This is a genomic window from Streptomyces sp. AgN23 (genome assembly GCF_001598115.1).
GTDB classification, from domain to species: Bacteria; Actinomycetota; Actinomycetes; order Streptomycetales; family Streptomycetaceae; genus Streptomyces; species Streptomyces antimycoticus.
The window spans coordinates 9,953,191-9,975,149 of the sequence record NZ_CP007153.1 but is presented as its reverse complement, the minus strand read 5'-3'; the positions used below and the strand labels follow the sequence as shown (position 1 = coordinate 9,975,149).

Sequence of the window (21,959 nt, the reverse complement as noted above, 5' to 3'; positions counted from 1 at the left end):
CGCAGTGTGCGAACGGTCGGTCGTCGGTAATCCGTTCTGCGGGGATGCCGACTATCCGGGACAGCGTCAGCCGCACCATCGGTCGGACCGGACTTGCCGGAGTGACTGGCCGCGCATCAGGTGTGCCCTGCACCGGCTGGTTCCGTCCGGCGCACAGGCGAGCCAGAATCTGTCTCCGTCCAAGCCACCGGTTTCCAGCAGGCGCCGGTTCTCAGAGCGCTGGGTCTTGCCGCTTGAGGCCCTGGCCAGTGCTCCCCTGCGGACGACCGCCACCTCGGCGACCGGCAACTGGCATCGGTCCCAGACCACGTCCCTGACGCGTTCGGCGAACTGATCAGCCGTGGTCTGGGCCAGGGTGCGCGCGGTGATCTCGACGACCACCGCCGCCTGCTCCGCGCCATCCCGGTCGACCAGGCGCCGCGGATCCGGCTGGTGTGTCTCACGCACGCGGGCGGTTCGCCGGCGTCATTCTCCGCCCTGAGCGCCGCACTTCCACCGGACACGCAGTTGCGGGCGACCCAGCTGCCCGGCCGGTTCGCCCGCTACCGCGAGCCACGACCAGCCTGCCGGAACTGGTTGCCCGGATAGCGGACGCGCTCCGGTCAGCCGCCGAGCCAGAACCACCCGTCACGACGCGGCAAGTGTCGCGATCGGACGACGCGCCCTCGGACACCGCATCCGGCGACGGACGGCACCGCCCCCACACGACCAGAGCGATCGTGCGGGGCAGCGGACCGCCCAGGCCGAAAGCGGCACCCGAGGGCGTGAGGAACCCCGGCCCCCGCAGCCTCGGACCACGGACCACGGACCACGGACCACGGACACGATCCACAGGCCCCGGGCGCGGCGCGAACGCGGCAGACAAGGACACTCAACCCCGTTCGGAGCGTCCGGCTGAGCCCGTGCAACTCACGCTCAGTCTGCGGGAACGGTAGACAGGGGCTACCCGCATCGAAGCGAAGGAGCCGCCCGTGTCCGCGCAGCCGCTGGAAGGCATCACCGTCGTCGCCCTGGAGCAGGCCGTCGCCGCCCCGTTCGCCACCCGCCAGCTCGCCGATCTGGGAGCCAGGGTCATCAAGGTGGAGCGGCCGGGGCACGGCGACTTCGCCCGGGACTACGACCGCGAGGTCAAGGGCGCGTCGGCGTACTTCGTCTGGATCAACCGCGGTAAGGAGAGCGTCGTCCTCGACGTCAAGGACGACGGCGACCGGGCGCTGCTCGATGCGATGCTCGCCCGCGCCGATGTCTTCGTGCACAATCTGGCGCCCGGCGCCGTGGACCGGCTTGGCCTGGGAGCGCGGATGCTGCGGCCCGCGTATCCCCGCCTGATCACCTGCGCGATCTCCGGGTACGGGGACAGCGGCCCGTACCGCGAGAAGAAGGCGTACGACCTGCTCATCCAGTGCGAGGCGGGGCTGCTGTCGATCACCGGCAGCCCGGAGGCCCCGGCCCGCCCCGGGATCTCGATCGCCGATATCGCGGGCGGGATGTACGCCTACACCGGCATCCTCACCGCGCTCTACGAGCGGGAGCGCACCGGTGCGGGGACGGACCTGAGTGTGAGCCTGCTCGACGCGCTGGGCGAGTGGATGGGCCACCCCTATTTCGCCCAGGCGTACGGCGGGGCCGGGGTCGTCCGCAGCGGCGCGCGCCATCCGTCGATCTCGCCGTACGGCGCCTACCGCTGTGGGGACGGCGCTCAGGTGTTCCTGAGTGTGCAGAGCGATCGTGAATGGGCCGCGCTGTGCGAGCGGGTGCTCCGCCGCCCGGAGCTGATCCGCGATCCGCGCTTCGCGGACAATCCCCTGCGCCGTACCCATGACGAGGAGCTGACAGCCGAGTTGGAGTCGTGCTTCGCGGACCACACCGCCGAGGGACTGATCGCGCTGCTGGACGGGGCGGGCATCGCCAATGCCCGGCTGCGCGACATCGCGGAGTTCGGTGCCCATCCCCAGTTCGACGCCCGCGACCGCTGGGGCGAGTTCGGCTCCCCGGTCGGGCCGCTGCGCGGTCTGCTGCCGCCGGTGGAGGTGGCGGGCCGCAGGGCGCCGATGCGGCCGGTGCCGGGGCTCGGCGAGCACACGGAGGCGGTGCGGGCCGAGTTCTCCTGAGCCGGCCCGGCAGGGGCGGGTGCCGCGCGTGGTCTGCCCGAGTGGCCCGGCACCCGGCTGATCTGCGGTTACCCGCAGGGCGAGCACTGCGGAGAACACCACGGCCATGCTCGGATTTCTCTACTTGCTGATCGTCGGCACGGCCATGCCCCCTTCCCTGCTATGGCCGCGCACCCGGCCCGGCGCCCTGGCCGCGCTCGCCTCCGGGGCCCGTCGGCTCGCGGGGCTGGACCGGGCGCGCCGCTTCGTCTTCTTCGGCGATCGTTTCCCCGAGCACTACAAGTCGTCCGACCAGAAGGTCCTGCGCTATCTGGCGATCCGCAGCTACACGGGGATGCTGTGCACCATCGTCGTGGGTCTGCCGGGGTTCGGTGTCATCCTCGCCGCGGTGCCGGCCACGCGGCTGGTCCAGGGCCGCCTCGACCTCCAGGAACTCCTCACCCAGGCACTGCTCGGCGGTGTGCTGCTGTTCCTGGACGTGCAGGGCATCTACTCTCTCGCGGCGCTGGACGCCCGGCTGGCCCGGGAGTGCTTCGGGCCGTCGGAGCGGGAGTTGCTGCGGCAGCGCATCGACGAACTGGCCACCAGCCGGGCCGCGGTCCTCCAGTCCGTCGACGCCGAGCGCCGCCGCATCGAGCGCGATCTCCACGACGGCATCCAGCAGCGCCTGGTGGCACTCGCCATGCTGCTCGGCCGGGCGCGCCGCGGCCGCAACCCCGAGCAGGTGGACGCCCTGCTGCACCAGGCCCACCAGGAGTCCCAGGAGGTCCTCACCGAACTCCGGGAGGCGACCTGGCGGATCACCCGTGCCTTGCGTAAAACCGCTCTCGTACTCGCTTCCTCGGTTGCGTCAGCCGTGACCGGCGGCCACGATTCGGCTCGAAGCCAAGGCCGCCACCGATGCTTCTGCGAGCCCCTGTCCGCAACCGGAGCGAGCCACTCTGACCGCATACACCGGCCGTGGACGCAACCGCGTGCTTCTCGCCGGACCGGCCGAAATCATGGCAAGTAGCTGCCATCGGGCATGAGCTGTAGGGGTGGGATTAGGGTGGAAAGTGTCATCGCGCGAATGTTCCGTCACCGACCGATGAACGGATCGAAGCAATGCCCAGAGCGACCAAGACACCATCTCCCACCAGCGCAGACTCCCGGGCACCGGCTCCGGCCGCGAAGAGAGGATCCCACGGACCCCGCGCCGCGGCCGACCGCGTCTGCTCGCGCCATTCGGTCACCGTGTTCTTCGGGGGGCGGCGGGTGGAGCTTCCGTCGGAGGAACAGCTCTGCTTTCTCGCGGGCGTCGGCCTTCTCGCCGTGGTCGGGATCATCGAGTGGCCGGTCGCGGCGGCCATAGCGATCGGGCACGGGCTCGCCCACAGCCAGCACGGCAAGGCGCTGCGCGAGTTCGGAGAGGCCCTGGAAGAGGCATGACCGAGTACCCGCCGGACTACCCCGGGATGATCGTTCCGGTCGGGCATGTGGAGCCCGTACCGCGCCGCATCCGCGGCTATGTCGCCGGTCACCTCGTCTTCGACACGGTGCGGGCGCGCTATGTGTGGCTCTGGCCGGGCTATCCGCAGTACTGCGTTCCCCGCGACGACATCGCCGAGGGGGCACTGGCCGACGAGGGCCGGAACCTGACGCTGAAGGTCGGCGGAGCGCACCGCCAGACCCTCCGACTGGGCTCGCTGACCCGCCCCGGCGCGGCCTGGGAGTGGGCCGAGGACGCGCCTTCCGGCATCGTCGGCCACGTCAGCTTCCGGTGGGAGGCCATCGACGCCTGGTACGAGGAGGACGAGCAGGTGTTCGTCCACCCCAGGAGTCCCTACACCCGCGTCGACGCACTCCGCTCGGGCCGCGGTCTCCGCGTGGAACTGGACGGTACCGTGCTGGCCGACGCCCCGAACTCGGTGATGGTGCTGGAGACCGGGCTTCCGACGCGCTACTACCTGGACCGGGTGTATCTCGACTGGACGCGCATGGACCCCACCGACACCGTCACCGGTTGTCCGTACAAAGGGACAACGAGCGGCTACTGGGCCGTGCGGACCGACACGGCCACCTACCCGGACCTCGCCTGGGCATACGACTTCCCGACCCGGCAGGTCTCCCCCATCGCGGGGCTGGTCGCCTTCTACAACGAAAAGGTCGACCTCCATCTGGACGGCCGGCCGCTCCCCCGCCCCGCCCCGGTCAACAGGGTGATCTGGGAGAACGGACACCGGTAGGGGCACCACCCGATCACGTGGTGGTGCCGTCCCCACGGGTATGGGGACGGCACCACCATGTGATCGGGGAGCGTCATTTGACGCCGATAGCCGCTCCGGGACCGAGCGGCAGGTCCAGGCCGTAGAAGATGCCGAGGATCGCCAGCCACACCACCAGGAACGGCACCACGAAGATGGCGAGCCGGGAGATGAGAGTCCCCAGTCGGGCTTCCGGTTCGTATTCGCGGACCATCGCCAGGATGAGGAGGAGATACGGGTTCATGGGAGTGATGGCGCCGGTCGCCGAGTCACCGATGCGGAAGGCCGCCTGGCTGAGCGCCGGACTCATGTCCATCAGCATGAACGCCGGGATGAACACGGGACCGACCAGGGACCACAGGGCGGATCCGGAGAGGATCACCAGGTTGAGGCACGAGGCCAGCAGGACGAACGCGATGATCGCCCAAAAGCCGGTCACACCGATGGCGTTGAACAGCGCCGCGGCCTTCACCGCCAGCAGCACCCCGAGGTTGGACCAGGTGAAGAGCGCGATGACCTGGGCCGCGAAGAACATCATCACGATGTAGCCGGACATGTTCTTCACCGAGTCGGTCATGGCAGTGACCACGTCCTCGGTGCCCGTGAGCTTCCTGACCGTGAAGCCGTAGGTGAGCCCGGCGATCAGGAAGGCACCGAAGAGGACCAGGACGACACCGCTGAGCACGGGCGAGGGCACGAAGGCACCGCCCTCTCCGCGCAGCGGGGCGCCCGGTGGCAGCCAGAGCGCGAGGACCGCCGCCAGGTACAGGCCGACACCCGCGCAGGTGTACGCGAGCCCCTTGCGCTGCGCCGGGGTGAGCGTCAGGTCCTCCCGCGGGGTCTCGCCACTCTCGGCCGCCCGGTAGGGGCCCAGACGTGGTTCGAGGACGCGGCTGATGAGGAATCCGCCGAGCAGCCCCAGGACGACACTGCTGGCGGCGGTGAAGAAGTAGTTGATGAGCACATGGATATGGAGGCCCTCGGCGACCGGGAGCACCGAGGCCGCCTGCTGGGTGATGCCCACGTACAGGGCGTCGAGCGAGCCGATGGTGAATCCGGCCGCGTAGCCCGCGGTGACACAGGCGAAACCGCCGATGAGGCCCGCCACGGGATGGCGCCCGGCGCTCTTGAACACCAGGGCCGCCAGCGGGGGCAGCACGATGGCGCCGACATCGCTCATCATGTGCGCCTGGCTGGCGATGACCGCCACCGCGTACGGCAGCACGGCACGCGGCACCCGGGCCAGTGAGGCCCGCATCGCGGTCTCCAGCAGACCGGTCTTCTCCGCGAGTCCGACCACCATCATCAGCACCAGGACGGCGCCGATCGGCGGGAAGGTGGCGAAGTTGGGGATCAGGTTCTCCAGCAGCCAGCGCAGCCCCTCACCGGTGAGCAGCCCACCGATGTCCTTGGTGTCATCGGTGCCGGGGACGGTGACGGAGACGCCGATGAGGGCGAGGACGGTGGAGAGAACGGCCAGCAGCACGAAGAGCCCGGCGAACAGCACGATGGGGTTGGGCAGGGCGTTGCCGGCCCGTTCGATGAAGGAGAGGACCCGGTCGAGGCCGCCGCGCCGATCCTTGTCCGGGGAGGTACCCCCGGGGGCGGGCAATCCGGTCACCGTCGGCATCAGGGCCGCCTTCCGGCCGGCGTGGCCGACGGCAGGAGGCCCTTGGTGTCCTTGCGGACATGGCCGTCCTGCACGACGCACACGACGTTGGCGGGATCGCCGAGCACACCGATGTCCGCGAGCGGGTCTCCCTCGCAGACGAGGAGGTCGGCGACGCGGCCGGGGGCCAGTGTGCCGAGCCGGTCGGCGACGCCGAGGAGTTCGGCGGCGGTCCGGGTGCCGGCCACGATGGCGTCCATGGGGTCCATGCCCAGGTCGACGAGGTAGCTGAGCTCCATCAGGTTCTGGCCGTGCGGGCAGACGGCGGCGTCGGTGCCGAGCGCGATCCGGGTCCCCTGCTCGATGGCGCGGGAGATGTTCTCCTTGGTGATGCCGGACCAGCGCACCTTCTTCTCGTAGTGATAGGGCTCCATGGTGGCCTTGTCGATGCCCGCGTAGACGGTGGAGAGGGTCGGGACGACGAAGACGCCGCGCTCCCCCGCCATCTCCCGGGCCCGGTCGTCCAGGCCGTAGCCGTGCTCGATGCTGGTGACGCCGCCGCGGATGGCGTTGAGGATGCCCGCGTTCCCCTGGGCGTGCGCGGCCACCGGCTTGCCGCCGTGGCGCCGGCACTCGTCGACCACGGCGCGGATCTCCTCCTCCAGGAGCCCCTCGTCGTCCGGCTGGTCGTACGGGCTTCCCATGCCGCCGGTGGCACAGATCTTGACCAGGTCGGCTCCCGCGCGCAGCACCTTGCGCACGGCCAGGCGCGCCTCGTCCACGGTGTCGGCCAGCTCGGACATCTCACCGCCGCTGAGGTCGGTGCCGTCGGGCAGGCGCACATCGGCGTGGCCGCCGGTGTGGCTGATGATCCGTACGGCGGTGTGCACCCGGGGGCCGGTGATCCGCCCGGTCTCGACGGCGGTGCGGTAGCCGGTGGCCAGGCCGCCCAGGTCCCGGACGGTGGTGACGCCCGCGTCGAGAGTCTGCCGCAGCCGCGTGGCGGTGTCGTAGGTGACCAGGACCGGGTCGAGCTCACCGCGGCGGCCGGGCGGTGTCGCATGGGCGTAGGCGAGGTGGGTGTGGCAGTCGAAGAAACCCGGCAGCACGGTGCGGCCGCCGGCGTCGATGACACGACCGGTGAAGGCGTCGCCGGAGGCCGGGGGCGCGGTCGCCGCCGGGCCCGCGTAGGTGATCGTTCCTTCGGCGTCGGCGATGACGACGGCGTCCGCGATCGGGGTCGCCCCAGTGCCGTCGATCATCGTGGCGTTCTCCACGCGCAGAGCGGTCCTGGTGGTCTCGGACGTGGTGGCATCCGTCATGAGCGAGATCTCACTCCTCGTTGAGGGAACTGGTGGGGAGGAGTGTCGATCCATCGCGTGTTTCGGGTGTTATCATGCAGCATTCCATCGAGATTCACATGCGATACGCAGAAAAGCGCCGCCCATGCAAACGCAGGATTACGCCGCGCATGACCTCGACGAGTTGGATCGCGGCCTCGTACACGCGCTGCAGATCCATCCCAGAGCCCCGTGGACACTTGTCGGTGATGTCCTCGCGGTGAACCCGGTGACGGCCGCCCGACGCTGGCAGCGGCTCCAGGAAGCGGGGCTGGCCTGGGTGACCGCCTACCCGCAGCTGTCCGACTCCCGGGTCGTGGTGACCGGCATCGTCGAGGTCGACACCGAGCCCGGGGTCGGGGAGGACGTGGCCGAGGCCCTGGCGGCCGAGCCCTCGGTGGCGAACGTCAAGCTCACGGCGGGAAGCCGGGATCTGGTGATCGCGCTGCAGGCTTCGGACCTGGGTGAGCTCGCCCAGCTCAGCACGCTCCTCTTCCGGGGCGCGCCAGGGGTGCGGGCGACACGTACGCATGTGACGACGGCCCTGCCCTCCGAGGGCAGCCGGTGGCGGCTTCGCGCTCTGGACGCCGCGCAGTGCGCGCGGCTCGAGGGGGCGCTCCCGCCGGTCGAGCCGCTCCCGCCGGGGGCGTCCGGCTGGGACCCCTTGGACGTGCGGCTCCTGGAGCTGCTGAGCGTCGACGGGCGCATGGCGATCAGCGACCTGGCGGAGCGCGCCGGGGCGCCTCTGACCACGGTCCGCCGGAGGCTGCGGGGGCTGCTCGGCTCACGGGTGCGCCTGCGCTGCGACCTCGCCCGGCCCATGTCCGGGTGGCCGATGGCCGCGGTGTACTTCGCGTCCGTACCGGCCGAGCGCCTGGAGGAGACCAGCCGGGCGCTGGCCGGGGTGCGGGAGGTGCGATCGTGTGCGATCACGGCGGGCCCGCACAACCTCGTGATCGACGTCTGGCTGCGCGCGGTCGGCGATGTGCACGCCTTCGAGGCGCATCTGTCCAGGCGGCTGCCGCAACTGACCATCGACGACCGCTCGGTGGTGCTGCGCACCGTCAAGCACATGGGCCGGCTGCTGGACCGAAGCGGCCACAGCGTGGGCATCGTCCCGCTCCGCCCCTTCGCCACCCCGGCTCCCGGGAGTGCCACGGCCACCTGATGCGCGGGCGCCCGGCCCGCCTCGGCATCGGACCCGTCGGGACGTGTCCGGCCTGGTCCGGACTGGTCGCCGCGCCGCCAGGGCCTGTTGGCGAAAGTTGATCTTGATGGCCGGTGGTCATGTGCTGCGGGACGTGCACGTCGAAGCGGTCGGCTCCCGGATTGTGGCGGCCGCCGACGCGGGGCAGAGTGGTCTCAGAACTGTCCGAGCGAGACAGAAGGCGCACGGCAGGGTTACGGAGGTGCGACGCATGTCCGAGAGGAACCCCGCGCACGGGGCCGCCGACGAGCGGCCGGAAATCTCGTTGCCGCCCGAAGTCCAGATGCTGCAAGACGTCACTCCGCCCTTCTTCCCCGAAGGTGGTTCGGGAATGACCATCCGTGTCGAGTGGCCTCCCGGTCACCCCGGGCTCCCTCCGCACCGCCACTCGGGGCCGGCGTTCGGCTATGTGGTGGAGGGCGCGGTCCGGTTCGAGCTCGAGGGTGAGCCGGAGCGTGTGGTCGAGGCCGGTGGGACGTTCTGGGAGCCGGGTGGTGACGTGATCCACTATCAGGACGCCAACGCCCTGTCGGACGCGCCGACCACGTTCGTCGTGACCATGGTGTGCGCGCCGGGTCAGCCGATGCTCACGTTGGTCGACGAGGAGGAGCTGAAGGAGCGGGCGCACCTGCGGGCCCCACGCCCCTCCAAAGGCTGACCCGCTCCGTCTCACTCCTCGACATTCACTCGCTTCCGCCCCCTCCGGCCCCAACCATGACCCCCGTGGTTGATGCCTCCTTGTACACGGCGTTCCTCCTGGCCGCGTTCGTCCGCTGCGTCACTCCCGGCCCCGACATGAGGTTCATCGTGGCGATGGGCGGCCGGGGCGGCCCCAGCGCGGGGGTCATGGCGGCGTTCGGGGTGGCGTGCGCGATGTTCGTACACGCGGTGGCCGCGGCGCTGGGGCTGTCGGCGAAGATCGCCGGACTACTGCGCCGCAGCCGCCGGGTGGCGCGGGGGCCGAACGTGTTCAGCGGGACGGTGTTCACGGGGCTGGCGGTACGGCCGGCCGCCGCACCGAAGTAAACCGCCCGGGGGCAGGCCGGGGCAGCGTCCTGCGGCCGCCCGCGCCGGGGTCCGGACAGCGGACCGTTCGCCTGGTCCCGCCCGCTTGGCGGCGACGAGAGTGGGCGAGCGGTTCGTGTCAATCGGAAGGCGGCTCACGGCGATGGCGAACACGGTGCGGCGGGGCTACGCGCCCAGTCCCTTCGGGCAGTTGCACTACGCGGAGTGCGGGTCCGGCGAGGCGGTGCTGCTGCTGCATCAGACGCCGCGTTCCTGGACCGAGTATGCCGATGTGCTGCCCCTGGTGGGCCGGGCGCACCGGGCGATCGCCATGGACACCGTGGGGTTCGGCGCCTCGGCCAAGCCCGAGGGGCCGCACTCGATCGAGCGGTTCGCCGACGGGGTGGAGGCGCTGGCCGACGGGCTCGGGCTGGACGCGTTCCACCTGGTGGGCCATCACACCGGCGGTGTGGTCGCCGTGGAGGTGGCCGCCCGGCTGGGCGACCGCGTCAGCAGTCTGCTGCTCTCGGCCACGGCCTTCGTCGACGAGACCAAACGCGAGGCGGCACCCGCTCGCCCGCCGGTCGATCATGTCGATCCGAAGCCGGACGGCTCGCATCTGGTGGAGCTGTGGAATAGGCGCCGCGGCTTCTACCGGGAGGGCGAGGAGGCCGCGCTGACCCGTTATGTGATCGACGCGCTGACCGTGCTGGACCGGGTGGAGGAGGGACACCAGGCGGTGTACCGGTACCGGATGGAGGAGCGGCTGGCGCACATCACGGCCCCGGTACTCGCCGTATGCGCCCCGGAGGACCACTACTCGCTGCCCGCGCTGGAGAAGTTCGCGGCCACGCTCGGCTGCGAGAGCGCGGTCCTGCCCGGCGGCCACGTACCGGCGCCCGAGCAGCTGCCCGGGGAGTTCGCCGACGCCGTCACCGCATGGGTGGACCGGCCTCGGCCCTGACCCGGTCCCACGTCGTCTCCGTGACGCCACGCCGCCGCAGCGCCGCCTTGCGCACCTTGCCGGTCTCGGTGAGCGGCAGCTCGCGCAGGATGTCCACGTAGCGGGGGGCGGCGAACGGGGGCAGCTCGAGCTCGCAGTGGCGGATCAGGTCGGCCGGGTCGAGGGTGCTGCCCGCGCGGGGCAGCACGGCGACCATCACCTCGTCCTCCGCCAGCTCGGACGGCACGGGGAAGACGGCAGCGTCGGCCACCGCGGGATGGCCGCGGACGACCGTCTCGACCTCGCAGGAGGAGATGTTCTCCCCACGGCGGCGGATGACGTCCTTGATGCGGTCCACGAACCGGAACCAGCCGTCGGGTTCGCGCACCACCCGGTCCCCCGTCCGCCGCCACGCGTCCGCGGGCTCCACCGGCTCGCCCAGGTAGCCGGTGGCGAAGGCGTACGGCCGGTGGCTGCGCACCAGGAGCTCGCCGGGGGTGCCGTCGGGGACGGGGGTGAGCAGTTCGTCGACGACGCGGGCGTCGAAGCCGTCGCGCAGGGTGCCGATGTAGCCGGGCCGCTGTTCCTCAGGGGTGGTGCCGATGACGAGGTTGGTCTCGGTGGAGCCGAATCCGTCGACCAGGGTGACGCCGAACCGCTCGCGGAACGGCTGCCAGGCGTGGGCCGGTGTCGCCGGGGAGAGTCCGCGTACGGCCCGGTGGGCACGGTCGTGCGGGCCCGGGGGCTGGGCCAGCAGCATCGGCACCATGGCGCCCAGCAGATAGACGACGGTGGCCCCGGCTCCGGCCGCCTCGGTCCAGTACCGGGAGGCCGAGAACCGGGGCGCGAGGGTGTACGCCGCCCCCACGGTCATCGCCTGCGCCAGCGCGTTCAGGGCGTTGGTGTGGAACAACGGGAGGCAGGTGTGGAGGACGTCGTCCGCGGTGAGGCGCAGCGCGCCGGAGACGTTGCGCCCCCACCAGACGAACTGGGCGTGGGGGCAGCGGACCCCGCGGGAGGTTCCGGTGGTCCCGGAGGTGAAGAGGACGCACGCGGTGTCGCCCGGGCGGACGGGGGCGGCCGGCAGGGCGGGGCCGTGGCCCGGCCGGGGCACGTCGTCCCCTCCCGCGAGCCACAGCGCCCCCCGGTAGCCGGCCGCCCGCAGGCGCTCCGCCGTCTCCTCCTCCGCGAGCAGCTGGGTGGGGCGGGCCTGGTCCAGGACGTTCCGCAGCCCGCTGCCGCGCAGCCCCGTGTTCAGCGGGACCAGCTCGGCGCCGAGCCAGGCGGCGCCGAGGAACAGATCGACGAGTTCGATCCGGTTGCCCGTCATCGCCGCGATACGGTCGCCCGGGCGGCAGCCCCGGGCCACGAGGGCCCCCGCCATGGTGGCGGCGGCCTCTCGCGTCTGACGGTAGGTGCGGACGGTGCCCCCGATCCGCAGGAAGGGGCGGTCCCCGTGGTCCCGGGCCGCGGTGTGGAGCAGCCCGGGAATCGTCAGGGAGGTCACCGCAGCACCTCGCACTCGCGCAGTTCGCGGATCCGCTCCGGTGGCAGCCCCGCGACCTCGCGCAGCACGTCGTCGGTGTCGGCGCCGAGCACGGGTGCCGCCGTACGGACGCCGCCCGGTGTGCGGGTGAGCCGGATGGGCGGCCCCTCGTGCAGGAAGGCCCCCGCCACCGGGTGTTCCGCGCGGACGTAGAAGCCCCTGGCCCGTAGCTGCGGGTCCTGTTCGACGAGGTCGCGGCCGTTCTGCACCGCGCCCGCGGGTATGCCGTGCTCCTGGAGGAGTTCGGCGGCGGCGTCGGCCGGCAGGGTCCTGGCCCAGGTGGCGAGGGCGTCGTCGACCAGGTCGGCGTGGTGTGCGCGGTCGGCCGCGGTGCGGGTGCGCTCGTCGGTGGCGAGGCCGGGGCGTCCGATCGCCGTGCACAGCCGGGCCCATTCGGTGTCGTCGCGGACGCTGACGGCCAGCCAGCGGTCCGCGCCGAGACAGCGGTACACGCCCTGCGGGCGCCACCGCGGATCGGTGTTCCCGGCGGGCTCGACGGGGTTGAGCAGGCTGGTGCCCATATGGGAGGCGATCGCCTCGAGCTGGGACAGGTCGATGTGCTGTCCGCGCCCGGTCTCCTCCCGGTGTTCCAGGGCGGCGGCGGTGGCGAGCGCGGCCTGCAGTCCGGCGACGATGTCGCCGTGGCCGTAGATCACCCCGACCACGTCGTCCGGGCCCCATCCGGTCAGGCCGGTGAGCCCCGAGGAGGCCGACACGGTGTCCGCGTAGGACACCCAGCCGCTGCGCGGGCCGCTGTGTCCCATGCCGGACATGCTGACGTACACCAGGTGGGGGTTGATCTCGCGGAGGGCGTCGTAGCCCAGGCCCAGTTTGGTCATGACGGTGGCGCTGAAGTTCTCCACCAGGACGTCGCAGGAGGCGATGAGGTCGCGGAGTACGGCGATGCCGTCCTCCGTGCGGGTGTCCAGGGCCAGGCTGCGCTTGTTGCGGTTGACCTCGTTGAAGTAGCCGTTGGTGTTCGGATCGGTGTGCGGGCCGCGGGACAGATGCATGAAGGGCGCGAACCGGGTGGGGTCGGGACGGCCCAGCGACTCGACCTTGATGACATCGGCGCCATGGTCGGCGAGCACCTTGGTGCAGTAGGGCCCGGCGAGCACCCAGGTCAGATCCAGGACCCGAACGCCGTGCAGGGCGGGCCGCGCGGGTTCCGCGGACGCCGCGGGCACCTGTGGGGCCGGCCGGTGCTCCCGCAGCAGCAGCTGGTCCGCGCCCCGTTCCGGGACGTCCAGCTCCTTGATCCGGTGGCCTTCCGGGAACGCGAAGGGGAAGCCCAGGTCGGTGCGGCCCCCGGCCCGGAGGAAGAAGTCACGGGCGGCGAGCTGCGGGTTGCCGGGCATCTCGTGCGGCAGGTCGACGGACGCCCAGGGCAGCTTCCTGGACTGGGCGAACTCGGCGAATTCGGCCTTCGGCCACCGGCCCGCGAAGTCCTGCACCACCTCGAAGACGTGCTCCTGGTACTTCTTGCGCTCCACCGGATCCTGCCAGCGCGGCTCGGCCAGGTCGGCCTCGGCGCCCTCCTCGCGCAGCCAGGCGAGGAGCGCGTCCCACATGCGGGGGCTGCCGCCGAGGCCGCCGCCCAGATAGCCGTCGGCGGCCCGGAACAGTCCGTGCGGCACCAGCGGATGCACCCGGCCGGGACGTCCCGGCACCCGGTCCTCGTGCAGATAGGCGAGGGTGCCGGCCTCCAGCGCGGCGGCCGCGCACGCCTGGGCGGACACATCGGCGAGCTGGCCCGGCCCGGTGCGCCGCGCCCGCAGTCCGAGCAACGCGGCAATCGCGCCGTGCACACCGGCCAGCTGCTCCGCCTGGTTCTCCGGCAGGCGCAGCGGCGGGCCGTCCGGGTCGCCGACCTGCGCGAGCATGCCGCCGAGCGCGGCGACCACCAGATCGGTGCCCTGCCAGTGGCTGCGGGGACCCACGGTCCCGAAGGGGGTGACGCGGACGTGGACGAGGTGGTCCAGGCCCGCGACGGCCTCCGGCGCACCGTCCGGTGTCCCGTCGAGAAGGACATCCGCTCCCTCCACCAGGCGCCGCAGGTCCCGCGGGGACGCGGGGGTCACGGACCGTTTACCGGCGTGCCAGTGGACGAACGCGTCACCGTTCAGTTCCCGCCGGGTCGGATCCCCCTCCTCGGGCTCGACCAGGACGACCTCATATCCGAGGCCGACCAGGAGCCGGCCCGCGAACCGGGTGAAGGGGCTGGACAGTTCGACGACGCGTACGGCCGGGTTGCTCACATCTCCTCCGCGGGATGCTCAGGCGTGCTGCTGGTTGAGGAAACCGGTGACCGCCGTGTAGTAGTCGTGCGGCCGCTCCTCCTGAAGGTGGTGGGAGACCAGGTCCATGACGTGCAGATTGCCCTTGGGGACCATGCGGGCGAGCATCAGCGGATAGTCGGGGGTGAGGAACGCGTCGTACATGCCCCAGATGAAGAGGGTGGGGGCCTGGATGGCGCCGAGCTCCGCGGTGAGGTCCTGCCAGTCGCCGCGGGGGTTGTCGGAGGCGCCGGCGAGGGCGGTCTCCTCCGGGTCGAGACTCTGCTCGTAGCGCAGGGTGACGGTGTCGTCGGGAATGGCACCGGCGTCGTACCACTCCAGGCGGGCGATCAGGTCCCGCATCTTCCCCCAGGAGGGACCGGTGCCGCCGTAGTACACGTCACGGGCGTTGCGGCCGCGCCGGCCGCCTTCGGGCAGCGGGGCCAGCGGGCCGTGGAACACGGGCATGCTGCCGGTGATGGCCAGCGACCGGACCCGCTCGGGGTACTTCGCGCCCAGGTTCAGCGCGATGGTTCCGCCCCAGGAATTGCACACGAAGTCGGCGCGCTCGATGCCCAGGGTGTCGAGCAGGGCGACCGTCTTGGCGGCGTGGTAGTCCCACATGGGGCCTTCGATGACGGGCTTGGCCGACTTGCCGTACTGCAGGATGTCCACGAGGAAGCAGTGGCGGTCCTGGGCGAACAGCGGCGCCACCTGTCCGAAGTCGGACCAGCCCGTGCACCCGGGGCCGCCGCCGTGGAGGAAGACCGTCGGGCTGCCGCCCGGCTTGCCCAGCTCGATGTAGTGGTACGTGACGCCGTCCGCTTCCGCGTGGGCGCCCTCCGGCGGCTTCTGGATGTTCATGAGGTCCATGCCCCGATGGTGTGGCGCCGGTGATCTCCGCCCAAGCGGTCCGGTCCGCTGAGCGGGCCGGTCTCGTGGTGGCCGCCTCCGGGCGGTGGCTAGCCTCCCGGTCCAATGTGTCCGCGGTGGTCGTGCCCAGAAAGGCAGTAGATGTCCGCGTGGGAAGTTGCCGAGGAACGGGCGAGGGCGGCGATCGGCCGCCCGGAACACCGGGACTTGGGGGTCGTACGGGCCGAGGACGCGGCGGAGTTCGCGCGCTCGGCCGGGGAGACCGGACCGCATCTGGTCGACCCCGGCCACCCGGACTTCACCGTCCACCCGATGTACCTGGTGAGCCTGTTGCGCGGCGCGGGAGGCGCCGGCCGGGATGAGCTCCGGCCGGACGGCATGTACCGCGACGAGGTCCCGGGCACCGATGGCCTGGATGTGCGGCTGATGGCGGGCGGCCAAGAGGTCCGGTTCACCGGCGAGGTGAGGGCGGGCGACCGGATCCAGGTCCGCCGGGTCCTCACGGATGTCGAACGCAAGGGCAGCGGCAGCCCGTTCCTGCTGCTGACCGTCGAGAAGACGTACACGGCGGAGCGGGGCACGCTCGTCCGGGTGCGGGAGAGGTTCATCGTCCGATGAGGGTGCGCACGGGGCAGCCCGTACCACCGGTGGAGTTCACCCCGGATGCCGTCACACTGCTGCGGTTCGGGGCGGTCACCCGCAATGCCCACCGCATCCACTACGACACCGGGTTCGCGCGTTCCGAGGGGCTGGACGGCCCGGTCGTCATGGCGCAGCTGCACGGCTGTCTGATGCACCGGGCCGCCATGAGCTTCGCGGGTCCGGGCGGACGGGTGCTGGAGATCGGGTGGCAGAACCGGGCCCCGGCCCTCGCCGGGGAGCGGCTCGTGGTGAGCGGTACGGTCGGCGAGGTCGATCCGGAGACGGGGCGGGTCACCCTGGAGCTGGTCGAACACGGTGGGCAGGGTGATGTGGTGTGCTGCCGGGGCACGGCCGTGGTCCTGATGGGCTGACCGCGCCCCGCGTCGGCATGAGATCGCTCGGGCGAGATCGTCCCTCGGGCGGGATCCGGGATCACCCCTCGGGCGGGATCCGGGAGCATCCCTCAGCCGAGATCGAGGACCACCTTGCCGATCGCCTCCCCGGACCGCAGGCGTGCCACGGCTTCCGCCAGGCCGTCGATGCGATGGTGCTCGATGGGCAGGGTGAGTTCTCCGGAGGTGAGGTCGCCGAGCATCCGCTTGGTGTCGGCGGCGACCTCCTTCCCACGGGTCATCAGGTTCACGGGCAGCAGCGACACATCGGCGAGGAGGAAGTCCGCCAGGTCCACGGTGAACTCCCGGCCCGCGGTGTAGCCGACGAGGGCGACCCGGCCGCGGGGACGCACCAGCGGCAGGGAGTCGCGCAGGACCGGCCCGCCCACGGTGTCGATGACGACGTCCACCGGGCCTCCGACCGCGTCGGCGGACAGGTCGGCGGCGAGCACCACCTTGGCCGGGGCCGGGACATGCGGCAGTTTGGCGGGGCGGCCCACCACGCCGATCACCTCGGCTCCGGCCCGGGCCGCGACCTGCACGGTGAGTGCGCCCACCGCACCGGCCGCCCCGGTCACCAGGACCCGCTCCCCGGGCTGGACGCCCGCCACGGCGTGCACCGAGGCCCACGCCGTCCCCGCCGGGGAGAAGTAACAGCAGGCCATCGCGGGGTCCGTGCCCTCGGGCACGGCCTCCACGGCGGCATCGGGGACCAGCGCGTGCTCGCTCCAGGCACCGTCGCGGCGCATGCCGAGGGCCTTGCCGCGGAGGAGGACGAGGCTCCCCTCCGGGTGGACGCCGGAGGCGACGACGGTGCCGCTGCCGGCGGTGCCGGGAATCGACGGCAGGTCGGGGAGGATGCCGAACTTGCCGTCGACGACGTTCAGATCGAGGTGGCTGACGGCGGCCGACTTCATCCGCACCAGGGTGTGGCCGGGCCGTGGCTCGGGGACCGGCCGTTCGACGAGCCGCGGCAGGGTGCCGAACTCCTCCAGCACCAGGGATTGTGACGTCGGGTGGCTCACGTTTTCGCTCCGTATCCACGGGCTCACGGCCCGGTTCGGTGTGGCGGACCCCGCGCACGCTAGACCGCGCCCCGCCGTCCGCGCACCGGGACGGGTCCGCTCAGCGAAACACGCCGCCGCGGCCGCCGTCTCGTCTGCCACCGGGGAGGGAGCGGTCTGCTGAGCGGACCGGATCCCTTGGGCGGATCCGCGTCGCGCCGGATGCTCGGGGCCACCGAAAACCGGCAGCAGGAGGACACGCACGATGACGGTCGAGGACTCTCCCGACACGGCCACCCCCGCCCGGAGCCGCCGCAGAAAACCCGCCGAGCCCGGTCGCCAGGACTGGTCGTCCTGGCCCCATTACGACGGTGCGGCAGCGGGCTTCCGCGGCTACTGGTATCCGGTCACCTGGTCCAGCCAGGTCACGGGGAAGCCGCTGCCGTTCACCATCTGCGGCGAGCGGATCGCGCTGATCCGCGACAACGGCACGGCGTACGCCCTGCACGACCGGTGCCCGCACCGCGGTGTGCCGCTGTCCGAGGGCAACCAGCAGTTCCCGGGCACGGTGAGCTGCCCGTACCACGGCTGGACCTTCGACCTGCCCACCGGGCGGCTGTCGGCGGTCATCACCGACGGCCCCGGGTGCCGGCTGACCGGCAAGCTGGGCGTGCGCACCTACCCGGTCGAGGAGCGCCTCGGCATGGTGTGGGTGTACATCCCGATCGCCGACGAGGAGCCGCACTCGATCGACTCCCAGCTTCCGGAAGAGCTCGTCTCCAACGCCTTCGTGATGGGCGGCCGGATCGAGCCGCGCGGTGGCAACTGGCGGTTCGCCTGCGAGAACGGCTTCGACGAGGGCCACGCCAAGTATCTGCACCGCACGGCCCTGTGGCGGCTGTTCAAGCCCATGCCGACCTGGAACATCACCCGGATCGTGCCGCGTGGCCGGTGGATCTTCCGGGTCCAGGACGAGGTCCACTGGGACGCCGAGTTCCCGGGGGTGGGCCGCTGGTCCAACAAGCGGTGGTGGAAGATGCAGCCGCCCAAGGAGACCTTCAACATCGGCAACACCGGCAAGGCCGACAGCGTCGATCCGACGATCGAGGCGCAGCACTTCCCCGGGTTCGCCTCCCTGTCGATGCCGGGCGTGCTGCGCATCGCCTACCCCAAGTTCATCCACTACGAGTTCTACGTCCCGGTCGACGAGGACAACCACCGCTATGTCGGTGTGATGGTCAACTTCACCGAGGGCTGGGAGACCCTGCGCTTCTACGCCAAGTACCTCGGCGCGATCCGCTGGCTGTTCCACGGCCAGTTCTCCGGCCAGGACGCGTGGATGGTCGATGTCACCGACGCCCCGCCGGAGAAGCTCTACCGGCCCGATATCTCGCTCACCGCCTGGCGGAATCTGAGCGAGGAGGAGTACGGCAAGAAGCTGGCCGCGGTCGACGGTGCGTCCGCACCCGAAGAGAAGGCATGACATGTTCCGTAAGCTGTTCACCCTGCTGCTGGGCGCCGCGATCGCCGTCGGGATCCCGCTGGCCACAAAGCGCATCGCGCGGACCACGATGACCCAGGTCCACAGGATCAACCAGTGACCGCCGACGGCCTGGCGGGACTGGACGAGCGGCAGCGCTCCTGGGCCCTGGACGCCGCCCGCCACATCAGCACCGACCGGCTCCGCGAGCTGATCACGGGCCTGGTGAACATCCCCAGCCCCACCGGCGACGAGGGCCCGCTGGCCACCCATATCGCCGACACCCTGCGCACCGCCGGCTGCCACGCGGCCGTCCAGCCCCTCGACGACCGCCAGGCCAACGCCTGGGGGCGGCTGACCGGTGACGGCACCGGCCCCGACCTCATGCTGTACGCCCCCATCGACACCCTGACAGTGGGCGAGGAGAGCGAGGACGTGCCGTGGATCGGCCCGGAGTTGCGCGAGGACATGCGCCCCGCGGCCACCATGTACGACGACCTGGTCACCGGGCTCGGCGCCGCCAACCCCAAGGGCCACGCGGCGTGCGTGATGATGGCCGTCGAGGCGATCTCGCTGGCCGGTGTCCCGCTCGCCGGTGACCTGGTCGCGGCCTTCGGCGCGGGCGGGATGCCCACCAACGCCCGGCCCGTGGGCACACGCCTCAACACCGGCCAGGGCGCCGGGTGTTCGTTCCTGCTGGAGCAGGGCGTGTGGACCGACTACGCGGTCATCGCCAAGCCCGGCTGGACCGTCTCATGGGACGAGGTCGGACTGGTCTGGTTCGAGGTGACGGTCGGCGGCACCCACACCTACGCGGGCTCCCGCCACCGGCTCCCGTACGACAACGCCATCGCCCGCGCCGGGGAGGTGGCCGCGTACCTGGAGAAGTGGTTCGAGGGGTACGCCGAGCGGCACACCTCGGGCACGGTGGCGCCGCAGGGCATCGTCTCCGCCATCCGCGGCGGCTGGCCGCGGATGGCGGCGGTCACCCCCGCCGTGTGCACCCTCATGGTGGACCTGCGGATCAGCCCGGACATCACACCGATGCGGGCCAAGCGCGAGTTCATGGACGCGCTGGCCGCGCTGCGGGCCGCCTCGCCCGGGCTCGACGTCCGGGCGGAGATGGTGCTGGCGATCCCCGGCACCCGCACCCCGCGCGAGTCGTGGATCCACCGCAGCGCCACGGCCGCCTGGGAGGCGCTGGAGGGGCGCGAGCACGAGGTGATCCCCGGGAACAGCGGCGCCACCGACGCCAACATCCTGCGCGGCCGCGGCATCCCCACCGTGCGGGTCGGCATGCCCAAGGTGGCGGAGGCGCCGTTCGAGATCGACTTCGCCCGCGGCATGAACACGGTGTCGCTGCGGGCCATGGAGAAGCTCACGCGCCATCTGATCCGCACGGCCGTGGACACCGTCACCCGGTCCCGCGACGAGCTGGAAGGAGCAGGGGCATGACCGGGATCGTCCTGGGGGTCGGAGCGTCGCACAGCACGCTGATGAACACCCACTGGGAGGAGACATACCACAAGGACCGCGCCGAGCGGTTCCGGGACGCCCTCGGCCAGGCGCGGGAGGCGCTGGCCGCGGCCCGCCCCGACACGGTGGTCCTGGTCGGCTCCAACCACTTCCGGGGGTTCTGGCTCGACCTGATCCCCAGCTTCACCATCGGGGTGGACGAGTGCATCGCCAGCGGCGAGTCCGGCACCCCGAAGGGCCCGCAGCCGGTGGACCGGGAGCTGGCCCTCTACCTCGCGGGTTCGCTCGTGGAGCGGTCCGGTTTCGACGTGGCGTTCTCCGCCCGGCTGCAGATCGACCACGGCCAGTCGCACGCCGTCCAGTATCTGCTCGACGGGCTCGACGTCGACCTCGTACCGCTGGTGGTGAACGTCTTCGCGCCGCCGCTGCCCACCCTGGAGCGCTGCGAACGGCTGGGCCGGGCGATCCGGGAGGCGGTCCTGGCGTTCCCCGGCGACCGCCGGGTGGCCGTCATCGGCTCCGGCGGGCTGTCCCACCGGCTGCCCTGGCCGGACTGGCGCGACCCGGACGGCGAGGACGAGGAGTTCATGGTCGGGGCCTGGCTCAACGGCCGGGAGAACTGGCAGGACTACGACGTGCGCCGCCGCGAGATCATCCGGGCCGCCGAGGCGTCGCTCAACCCGGCGTTCGACGAGGAGTTCCTGTCCTGGATGGAGCGGGGACAGGCGCACCGCCTCACCGAGTACACCACCGCGGAACTGGAGAAGGTGGCCGGCAACGGCGCCCAGGAGCTGCGCACCTGGCTGCTGATGTCCGCGCTGCTCGATCACATCCCGGGCCGGCGGCTGGCCTATGAACCGATGCCCGAGTGGCTCACCGGCATGGGGGTCGCCGTCCTCGATCCCGCGCAGGCCCCCGCACAGACCAGCGAAAGGCAGTCATGAGCATCTGGAACGAGCTGTCGGGCATCGACTACCGGCACGCCTACGTCGAGACCGGCGACTTCAAGACCCGCGCCCTGCAAGCCGGTCCCGAGGACGGCGAGCATGTGGTGTTCCTGCACGGGACGACCGGCCACCTGGAGGCGTTCGTACGGAACATCCCGGCGCACGCCGAGCGCTACCGCTGCCACTCCATCGACATGCTGGGCCACGGCTACACGGGCAAGCCCGACCGCCCGGCCGAGATCCCCCTGTACGTCGAGCACCTGATGGCCTATCTGGACGCCGTCGGCGCCGAGCGCGCCCATCTGGTCGGCGAGTCGCTGGGCGGTTGGGTGGGGTCGTGGGCCGCGAGCGAGCACCCGGACCGGATCGCCTCCCTCCAGCTGCTGTGCATGGGCGGCACGAAGATCAACCCGGCGATCATGGAGCGGCTGAAGACGTCCACCAGCGACGCGGCCCTCAAGGACGACATCGCCTTCACCCGGGAGCGGCTGCGGCTGCTGTGGGCCCACTGGGACGAGGACCTGGGCGAGGAGCTGACCCAGATCCGTTACGACATCTACCACCACCCCGACTTCCAGCGGAACCTGCACAATCTGCTGGCGCTCCAGGAGCCGGAGGCCCGCGAGCGCAACCTGCTGCGGCCCGACCGGATGGGCCGGATCAAGGCGCCGACCCTGGTGGTGTGGGGCAACAAGAACCCGCTCGGCGACGTGCCGGAGGCCGAGGCCATCGCGGCGGCGATCCCCGGGGCGCGGCTCGAGGTGTTCAACGAGTGCGGCCACTGGCCGCAGCACGAGAAGGCCGATCTGTACAACCCGCTCAGCCTGGAGTTCCTCGCCGCGTCCTCGGCCATCTGATCGTGAGG

At 71.6% G+C, this 21,959-nt stretch carries 21 protein-coding genes and 1 pseudogene; 15 read left to right on the top strand and 7 right to left on the bottom strand.

Annotation, left to right across the window (positions count from 1 at the left end):
• Positions 1-66: 66 nt before the first annotated feature.
• Positions 67-447, bottom strand: a complete 381-nt coding sequence (locus tag AS97_RS42495) for a hypothetical protein (protein ID WP_059145555.1) — start codon at positions 445-447, stop codon at positions 67-69.
• 169 nt (positions 448-616) lie between these two features.
• On the opposite strand from AS97_RS42495, the pseudogene AS97_RS48090 reads away from it, so the two are divergent.
• The 5 genes and pseudogenes from AS97_RS48090 to AS97_RS42475 all read left to right on the top strand — a co-directional run.
• Positions 617-935, top strand: a pseudogene (locus tag AS97_RS48090) (IS200/IS605 family accessory protein TnpB-related protein); the annotation flags it as partial.
• 36 nt (positions 936-971) lie between these two features.
• On the top strand, positions 972-2,111 hold the full coding sequence (locus tag AS97_RS42490) for a CaiB/BaiF CoA-transferase family protein (RefSeq protein ID WP_059145556.1): 1,140 nt from the start codon (positions 972-974) through the stop codon (positions 2,109-2,111).
• Positions 2,112-2,217: 106 nt separating this feature from the next.
• Positions 2,218-3,123, top strand: coding sequence for a histidine kinase dimerization/phosphoacceptor domain-containing protein (locus AS97_RS42485; RefSeq protein WP_210566786.1), 906 nt, complete (start codon positions 2,218-2,220; stop codon positions 3,121-3,123).
• Between the two features lie 242 nt (positions 3,124-3,365).
• Positions 3,366-3,539: a hypothetical protein gene (locus AS97_RS42480; protein ID WP_210566785.1), complete on the top strand. Its 174-nt coding sequence runs from the start codon at positions 3,366-3,368 to the stop codon at positions 3,537-3,539.
• Positions 3,536-4,336 (top strand): DUF427 domain-containing protein, encoded by an 801-nt coding sequence (locus AS97_RS42475; protein ID WP_059145558.1) that lies wholly within the window; start codon positions 3,536-3,538, stop codon positions 4,334-4,336. Before AS97_RS42480 ends, AS97_RS42475 begins: the two co-directional genes overlap by 4 nt.
• 73 nt (positions 4,337-4,409) lie before the next feature.
• Here AS97_RS42475 and AS97_RS42470 read toward each other — a convergent pair whose 3' ends face one another.
• Positions 4,410-5,984, bottom strand: a complete 1,575-nt coding sequence (locus AS97_RS42470) for an AbgT family transporter (RefSeq protein ID WP_210566784.1) — start codon at positions 5,982-5,984, stop codon at positions 4,410-4,412.
• Complete coding sequence (locus AS97_RS42465) at positions 5,984-7,285, bottom strand: amidohydrolase family protein (RefSeq protein WP_210566783.1); 1,302 nt, start codon at positions 7,283-7,285, stop codon at positions 5,984-5,986. Before AS97_RS42465 ends, AS97_RS42470 begins: the two co-directional genes overlap by 1 nt.
• A gap of 124 nt (positions 7,286-7,409) precedes the next feature.
• Here AS97_RS42465 and AS97_RS42460 point away from each other — a divergent pair, with 124 nt between their 5' ends.
• The 4 genes from AS97_RS42460 (at position 7,410) to AS97_RS42445 (ending at position 10,479) form a co-directional block, all read left to right on the top strand.
• A complete protein-coding gene (locus AS97_RS42460; RefSeq protein WP_210566782.1) occupies positions 7,410-8,471 on the top strand; it encodes an Lrp/AsnC family transcriptional regulator in 1,062 nt (353 codons plus the stop codon).
• Between the two features lie 250 nt (positions 8,472-8,721).
• On the top strand, positions 8,722-9,168 hold the full coding sequence (locus AS97_RS42455; RefSeq protein WP_059145562.1) for a cupin domain-containing protein: 447 nt from the start codon (positions 8,722-8,724) through the stop codon (positions 9,166-9,168).
• Positions 9,169-9,233: 65 nt separating this feature from the next.
• Positions 9,234-9,536: a hypothetical protein gene (locus AS97_RS42450; RefSeq protein WP_210566781.1), complete on the top strand. Its 303-nt coding sequence runs from the start codon at positions 9,234-9,236 to the stop codon at positions 9,534-9,536.
• Between the two features lie 142 nt (positions 9,537-9,678).
• The gene (locus AS97_RS42445; RefSeq protein WP_059145564.1) at positions 9,679-10,479 is read left to right on the top strand and encodes an alpha/beta hydrolase; all 801 of its coding nucleotides are present in this window, start codon (positions 9,679-9,681) and stop codon (positions 10,477-10,479) included.
• Here AS97_RS42445 and AS97_RS42440 read toward each other — a convergent pair.
• The 3 genes from AS97_RS42440 to AS97_RS42430 are packed head-to-tail and all read right to left on the bottom strand — an operon-like array spanning position 10,448 to position 15,153.
• Positions 10,448-11,965, bottom strand: coding sequence for an AMP-binding protein (locus tag AS97_RS42440; protein WP_210566780.1), 1,518 nt, complete (start codon positions 11,963-11,965; stop codon positions 10,448-10,450). The two genes, AS97_RS42445 and AS97_RS42440, sit on opposite strands and share 32 nt — an antisense overlap.
• Positions 11,962-14,262 carry a CoA transferase gene (locus AS97_RS42435; protein ID WP_210566779.1) on the bottom strand — a complete coding sequence of 767 codons (2,301 nt, stop codon included), beginning with the start codon at positions 14,260-14,262 and terminating at the stop codon, positions 11,962-11,964. Before AS97_RS42435 ends, AS97_RS42440 begins: the two co-directional genes overlap by 4 nt.
• Before the next feature lie 18 nt (positions 14,263-14,280).
• A complete protein-coding gene (locus AS97_RS42430; RefSeq protein WP_210566778.1) occupies positions 14,281-15,153 on the bottom strand; it encodes an alpha/beta hydrolase in 873 nt (290 codons plus the stop codon).
• Positions 15,154-15,294: 141 nt separating this feature from the next.
• Here AS97_RS42430 and AS97_RS42425 point away from each other — a divergent pair, with 141 nt between their 5' ends.
• A complete protein-coding gene (locus AS97_RS42425) occupies positions 15,295-15,771 on the top strand; it encodes a MaoC family dehydratase N-terminal domain-containing protein (RefSeq protein ID WP_210566777.1) in 477 nt (158 codons plus the stop codon).
• On the top strand, positions 15,768-16,166 hold the full coding sequence (locus AS97_RS42420; protein WP_210566776.1) for an acyl dehydratase: 399 nt from the start codon (positions 15,768-15,770) through the stop codon (positions 16,164-16,166). Before AS97_RS42425 ends, AS97_RS42420 begins: the two co-directional genes overlap by 4 nt.
• Before the next feature lie 92 nt (positions 16,167-16,258).
• Here the strand turns inward: AS97_RS42420 and AS97_RS42415 are convergent, their stop codons facing one another.
• Positions 16,259-17,212 (bottom strand): zinc-binding alcohol dehydrogenase family protein, encoded by a 954-nt coding sequence (locus tag AS97_RS42415; protein ID WP_059145569.1) that lies wholly within the window; start codon positions 17,210-17,212, stop codon positions 16,259-16,261.
• Positions 17,213-17,456: 244 nt separating this feature from the next.
• On the opposite strand from AS97_RS42415, the gene AS97_RS42410 reads away from it, so the two are divergent.
• The 4 genes from AS97_RS42410 (at position 17,457) to AS97_RS42395 (ending at position 21,951) form a co-directional block, all read left to right on the top strand.
• Positions 17,457-18,674: a Rieske 2Fe-2S domain-containing protein gene (locus tag AS97_RS42410; protein ID WP_210566775.1), complete on the top strand. Its 1,218-nt coding sequence runs from the start codon at positions 17,457-17,459 to the stop codon at positions 18,672-18,674.
• Positions 18,675-18,788: 114 nt separating this feature from the next.
• Entirely contained in the window at positions 18,789-20,126 is a 1,338-nt protein-coding gene (locus AS97_RS42405) for a deacylase (RefSeq protein ID WP_210566774.1), read from the top strand.
• Positions 20,123-21,091, top strand: a complete 969-nt coding sequence (locus AS97_RS42400; RefSeq protein WP_210566773.1) for a catechol 1,2-dioxygenase — start codon at positions 20,123-20,125, stop codon at positions 21,089-21,091. Before AS97_RS42405 ends, AS97_RS42400 begins: the two co-directional genes overlap by 4 nt.
• Positions 21,088-21,951: an alpha/beta fold hydrolase gene (locus AS97_RS42395; protein WP_210566772.1), complete on the top strand. Its 864-nt coding sequence runs from the start codon at positions 21,088-21,090 to the stop codon at positions 21,949-21,951. The genes AS97_RS42400 and AS97_RS42395 overlap by 4 nt, the downstream gene beginning before the upstream one ends.
• Positions 21,952-21,959: the final 8 nt, after the last annotated feature.